1 protein-coding gene and 1 pseudogene are annotated in these 1,321 nt (G+C 66.3%); both read left to right on the top strand.

Annotation, left to right across the window (positions count from 1 at the left end):
• Positions 1-519 (top strand): annotated as a pseudogene (locus ACZ6A9_RS32515) (alpha-1,4-glucan--maltose-1-phosphate maltosyltransferase); the annotation flags it as partial.
• Positions 516-1,321, top strand: an 806-nt coding sequence (locus ACZ6A9_RS32510; protein WP_468993305.1) for an alpha-amylase family glycosyl hydrolase, incomplete at its 3' end; no start/stop codon positions are given. The pseudogene ACZ6A9_RS32515 and the gene ACZ6A9_RS32510, both read left to right, overlap by 4 nt.

Here is a 1,321-nt window from a genome sequence, read left to right as displayed (position 1 = left end):
GAGAACACCCCCCTGCGCGAAGGCAGCGAGGAATACCTCGACAGCGAGAAGTACCAGCTCCGCCCCCGCGACTGGGAAGCCGCCGAGCGCGAGGGCCGCACGATCGTTCCTCTCCTCACCCGGCTCAACGCCATCCGGCGGGAGAACCCCGCCCTGCGGCAACTGCGCGACCTCCACTTCCACCACCCCGACCAGGAGGCGGTCATCGCGTACTCGAAACGGAAGGGCTCGAACACCGTTGTGGTGGTCGCCAACCTCGACCCCCACCACACCCAGGAGGCCACGGTCTCGTTGGACATGCCGCAACTCGGCCTGGACTGGCACGAGTCGGTACCGGTGCGCGACGAGCTCACCGGTGAGGTCTATCAATGGGGCAGGGCCAACTATGTGCGTCTTGGCCCGGGCGGGGCGCATGTGCTGGTCGTCGGAGAGGGGTCCGGCGACGGACCCTCCGACGACGAGCACGGCAGGGCGCTGCGACCGTCCACCCCGCGGATCGGAGGGTCACCCACCACATGATCGTCAACGAACCCGTCCCGGACACCTTCGAGGACACGCCCGCAAAGGACCGGGACCCCGACTGGTTCAAACGAGCCGTCTTCTACGAGGTCCTGGTCCGCTCCTTCCAGGACAGCAACGGTGACGGCATCGGCGACCTGAAGGGCCTGACCGCCAAACTCGACTACCTCCAGTGGCTCGGCGTCGACTGCCTCTGGCTGCCGCCGTTCTTCAAGTCACCGCTGCGCGACGGCGGTTACGACGTCGCCGACTACACCGCCGTGCTGCCCGACTTCGGTGACCTCGCCGACTTCGTGGAGTTCGTCGACTCCGCGCACCAGCGCGGGATGCGCGTGATCATCGACTTCGTCATGAACCACACCAGCGACCAGCACCCGTGGTTCCAGGAGTCCAGGAAGGATCCCGACGGACCGTACGGCGACTACTACGTATGGGCCGACGACGACAAGCAGTTCCAGGACGCGCGCATCATCTTCGTCGACACCGAGGCCTCCAACTGGACGTACGACCCCGTGCGCAAGCAGTACTACTGGCACCGCTTCTTCTCCCACCAGCCGGACCTCAACTACGAGAACCCGGCGGTCCAGGAGGAGATGATCTCCGCGCTGAAGTTCTGGCTGGACCTCGGGATCGACGGGTTCCGGCTGGACGCGGTGCCGTACCTGTACCAGCGGGAGGGGACGAACTGCGAGAACCTCCCGGAGACCCACGCGTTCCTCAAGCGGGTGCGCAAGGAGATCGACACCCAGTACCCGGACACGGTGCTGCTCGCGGAGGCCAACCAGTGGCCCGAGGACGTCGT

It is taken from the genome of Streptomyces sp. NPDC041124 (assembly GCF_055592385.1).
Note: the sequence above shows the minus strand (reverse complement) of the source record. Positions and strands in the feature narration are given on the sequence as shown.